Source organism: Psychroflexus tropicus DSM 15496 (assembly GCF_000378765.1).
In the GTDB taxonomy this organism is placed as follows: domain Bacteria; phylum Bacteroidota; class Bacteroidia; order Flavobacteriales; family Flavobacteriaceae; genus Psychroflexus; species Psychroflexus tropicus.
Window position 1 is genome coordinate 7595 of sequence record NZ_KB905349.1, and the last position, 4279, is coordinate 11873.

Annotated in this window: 5 protein-coding genes; all 5 read right to left on the reverse strand. The window is 35.0% G+C overall.

What is annotated here, in order from left to right; all coding sequences use genetic code 11:
- Window positions 1–269 precede the first annotated feature (269 nt).
- The 5 genes from F598_RS0114030 to F598_RS0114050 all read right to left on the reverse strand — a co-directional run bounded on the left by F598_RS0114030 (window position 270) and on the right by F598_RS0114050 (window position 4139).
- A complete protein-coding gene (locus F598_RS0114030; RefSeq protein WP_157595031.1) occupies window positions 270–1022 on the reverse strand; it encodes a hypothetical protein in 753 nt (250 codons plus the stop codon).
- A gap of 619 nt (window positions 1023–1641) precedes the next feature.
- On the reverse strand, window positions 1642–2253 hold the full coding sequence (locus F598_RS0114035) for a hypothetical protein (RefSeq protein WP_019039708.1): 612 nt from the start codon (window positions 2251–2253) through the stop codon (window positions 1642–1644).
- Window positions 2254–2324: 71 nt separating this feature from the next.
- Entirely contained in the window at window positions 2325–3257 is a 933-nt protein-coding gene (locus tag F598_RS0114040; protein WP_019039709.1) for a COG2958 family protein, read from the reverse strand.
- Between the two features lie 204 nt (window positions 3258–3461).
- Complete coding sequence (locus F598_RS0114045; protein WP_019039710.1) at window positions 3462–3782, reverse strand: hypothetical protein; 321 nt, start codon at window positions 3780–3782, stop codon at window positions 3462–3464.
- A 9-nt stretch (window positions 3783–3791) separates the two neighbouring features.
- The gene (locus F598_RS0114050) at window positions 3792–4139 is read right to left on the reverse strand and encodes a hypothetical protein (RefSeq protein WP_019039711.1); all 348 of its coding nucleotides are present in this window, start codon (window positions 4137–4139) and stop codon (window positions 3792–3794) included.
- Window positions 4140–4279: the final 140 nt, after the last annotated feature.

Sequence of the window (4279 nt, forward strand, 5' to 3'; positions counted from 1 at the left end):
GTTTGAGACACAAAACAAACTATTCAGTCGTAAAATGGCATTTTAATCATTCCATTCAGCCGACTGACTTTCCATTATTCAGATCAATAATTGAAATTAATTTATACAATATTTTTCAATCAATTTACCTACAACGGTTTTGTATAACCGTCAGTTACGGGATTAAAGATAGTGTTTTTCGGTTAAGAACTGACGTTAGCAATTCCGAGTGGATTTGGACGTAGTCGAATCCGCCGTAATTGCGGTTATACATTGTTAGGCACAGTACTTCATTGTACACGTTTATAAATTCCAAAATCAGAAAACTCAGATTCATAAATTTCAGTTTTAGGCAGAAAATAATAAACACGGAAGCAAATGACTGGGCTATCAGTAATTTTTTCGGTTATTTCCGCTGTTCCTTTTTTGTACTTAAACTTTGTTGCATTGTCTTTAAAGAGTTCTTTAATTACAACACGAAAAATCTTTCCATTTTCATCAGTAATCAGTTTAATGTTTCCTTTTTGAAAACTAATTGAATTTTTATCTTTTAGATTTTTGCCAAATTTTTCATCAATACCATAAATGAATAAACTATCTTTAGTCTCTTTAAAACTCTCAAATTCGTATTCGTTTAATATGCAAGTTGCATTAGAATAACCAGAATATCTTTCATAATAATCAACTTCAATATCGATTCCTGAATTATTTATTTTTTTGCTGTCAATTTTGTCTAAAGTTATCTTGTCATTGTCCACAGCCTTTTTTAGTTCTATTGATTTTATCCGATTTTTATTCGGAAGTGCAGAAAAGTAAGAAATTGGTAATGTTCTTGAAGAGTTTACTCTAAACTTTTCCGTTGAGTCCATCAAAACTATTCCTGAAGTATGCGAGTCTCTTCCGCCCCAAGCATCGTATTCATATATCACTTTAGATGAATTTGGTATTCTTTGTTGGTACAGATCAACATCCCATTCTCCCATTCCGCAACTAAAAAGCGAAATTAAAAGTCCGAAACAAAATATTTTACAGATATCTTTCAATTTGGAAACAGTTTTTTTCGTATTGTGCCTAACGTTTCGTGTGTATGGCTTCGTTGCGAGCAAACTAGCGCACATCTTTCAGCCGTGGCTGAAAGATAGCACATTGCGTGGAATTTTCGGTAGAAAATTCAGTCGCAATGAGCTATACACTCTGTTGTAGGTAGATTTCAATCAGATTCTGTTTATTAATGACATTTTTATAATTCTAAAAATCGTAGTCGAGTAGAGGCGACAAATCAGTCAGCTTTTAATTTCGATGATCATTTCAGCTGCTCTTGCGCCGGAATCCATTCAGCCGTTTGAGACACAAAACAAACTATACAGTCGTAAATTTCCGTTTTAAACCTTCCATACAGCCGACTGACTTTCCTTTATTTAGAACAATAATTGAAATTAATTTATACAATATTTTTCGATCAATTTACCTACAACGGTTTGGCTATGGGCAGTGCGGGATTGAAAAGCCGAAATTTTCAATCTGGCACAAACGGTAGCCAAAGCTGCGTTTTGTGTTTTTAAATTTATTCAACAAAAACGTCAAAGCGGAGCTTTGGCGGGCTAAAAGCTCCGACCTTTCGTTTATCTCTTCAACCCGCATTGCGTATAGGTTTTGTTGGGGCTAGTTTTTTCTTTTTTCATATTCTTCTTTCCATCGCTCTGAGGCTTTATCTACTACAGACTGAAATGTACAAGTGTCCAATTTTTCAAATTCATAAGTAGATTCTGGCATTATATGACCTAAAATACCTGTGAAAGTTCCTTTCGAACATTTATCGTCTTTAAAATCAAGTGATACAGTCCATTTGGAGTAAAGGTCAATACCATCGTCAAAAAGTAATTTTTCTTTGAAGGTTCCATTTTTAACACCGTTCGCAAATGTTCCCTGATATTCAATTTTAGATATCGAAATCCATGTCGTATCATATTCCTTGGTTAGTGGGTCGTAAAATGCTGAACTGTCAAAGTGGATAAATTCAAAATCTCCGTTTAGAACTTTTTGACCTTGCTCGTCAGTTGTAAATGAATAGTGACCATTATACATTTCGTCAAATTTGTTTCGAACAGGAACCTTAATCAATTTCTCGAGCTCTTGAGCAGAAATCGAGTCAAGTCGTTCTATTGAATTCTCGACCACCGTTTCGGTCTCTATTTCAGTCTGATTTTTTTCGGTCTTGGTAGAACAGCCGATTATCAGAATCAATGTCAATATGTAGAATATGTTTTGTTTCATTTTCAAATTAGCCCCAACGGTTTGGCTATGCGCAGTATCCCGAAGGGTATTGCGTATAGGTTTTGTTGTGGCTAGTTTTTTATTATTTTTTCTAGTTGTCCTTCGTCCAATATTTTATCGTACTTCTCTTTTCTAATCTCATTGCTTTTTAAGTCAATTCGAACTCTTTTTACAAACTGTTTGAAGTCTTTATTCATTACAGTCAGCTTGTTCATTGTTTCCCAATCAAGGGTTTCTCTTGTCTGTGCTGGAAATCTTATCGATGCTGAGTTGGGGTCGTTAATATCCAATTCGATAACTCCAACACCAAATGAGGATGAAAGTCTTGCAAGTTCTGAAAGAAAATCTTCGTTTTTTGAAATCTCAGCTGCAACAATATAGCTTTCGTTTTCCCAAGATGAATTTGAAACAGTTTGGAAAAACTTCTCTCTTAAAGTCGACAAGTTCAATTCCTTTTTGAGTTCGAACGAAATGAATTTCACGGATGTATTTCCAACAGCAGAACTTAATTCCAAAACTTCATTGTCCCACTCGTCAATTGGAAAAACACATCCAACCATATCTGGATGAACCCATTCGCCAAAACTCTTTTTGTCAGATTTGCTATGGTTTATAGTCTTGCAGTGGCAGTTCAAATTGTAGAAAGCATAATGAGCCAAAAATGGGTGCAAATCCTTTTCTAAATATGTCTTTGTAGGTTGAGTTGTCGAAATTTCGGTTTCTTCTTCGGTTTTTCCTTCTTCATACTCCTTAAAGTCAATAGTATATTTCTTATCCTTCAAATAGAAGCGCTTAGGTCTTTTGCCAATGGTTTTAAAAACAGAGTCAGGATTGTCTCTTGATATTACGTACAGTCTTGCTCCTAAAGTCGCCCAAGGTGTTTTTCCCGAACTATTCAGCTTTTCATCAAGTCCTTGGTCAACTGGTAGCTGCCAAATTTCGTTTGCCGTTAATGGCTTGTCAACCTGTTTTAAAATATGTTCTGCTAGTCCGTGAAATGTCATTTATCTTGTATTAGTGTCGTTTTTTTAAATTAGCCACAACGGTCCAGGCTATGTGTAGTGCGGGCCAGATAAGCCTTTAAAGTTTCAATTCAGCACTGACCATAGCGAGCCATTTTTATGTTTATTATTTTACTTCAATAAAGATACAAATTGCGAGCGGAAAAGAAGCCAAAAGTTTGAATTCAGCAATTCATCCCGCATTACTTATAGCCGTTGTTGGGCTTTCGTTTTTTTTATCATCCTAGTTAATTCGTCCCAAATATTCAGAATTACGCTATTTGTTTGTGATTTTGCTTTTTCAATAAATTCAGCGCCAATAATTGTAAGCTGATATCTCTTTCCTTTTTTCTCGACCATTTCATTTACAATTAACCATCTTAGTGATTCTTGAAGTTCGTTATAAGTCGGCACGGCGTGATTTATTCCATCAGCAATTTGAGCTATTGATTCAAAATTGGCGGGTTTCTGTTCGCTCGCTAATGCGGTCGAAAGTAAAATCCAAGATATCGTTGTGTTCTCGTCCATTATTTCATTTCAGAACATATTATAAAAATCTTCCCGACTTTGCTCAAATTTAATTACTTCGCTTTCTTTCAGGTTGAGTAATTGACAAGCATACTTTTTGTAATCAGATTTCGCATTGGTTTTAAGGTATTCGATTATTAATTCAAAAGTTTGAGGATGGTTTAAATCCTTAACATGAAATGTAGAGTATCGCTTTGCTGATTTAGGGTGCTCTTTTTTGAACCTTGAATATTGTTCGTAGTAATCATCCGTAAGTTTTTTTACAATTCCTTCCATAATTTTTTCAGGAAATTCATCATTCACTACATTTTTATAGTAATTATGAATTGTCTTTTTGAATTGTTCTGATGAATCCATTTTCAGTTCGTATTAAATGAAGCCCAACGTTCGTGTGTATGGCTGCGTTGCGAGCAAACTAGCGCACATCTTTCAGCCGTGGCTGAAAGATAGCACATTGCGTGGAATTTTCGGTAGAAAATTCAGTCGCAATGAGCTAT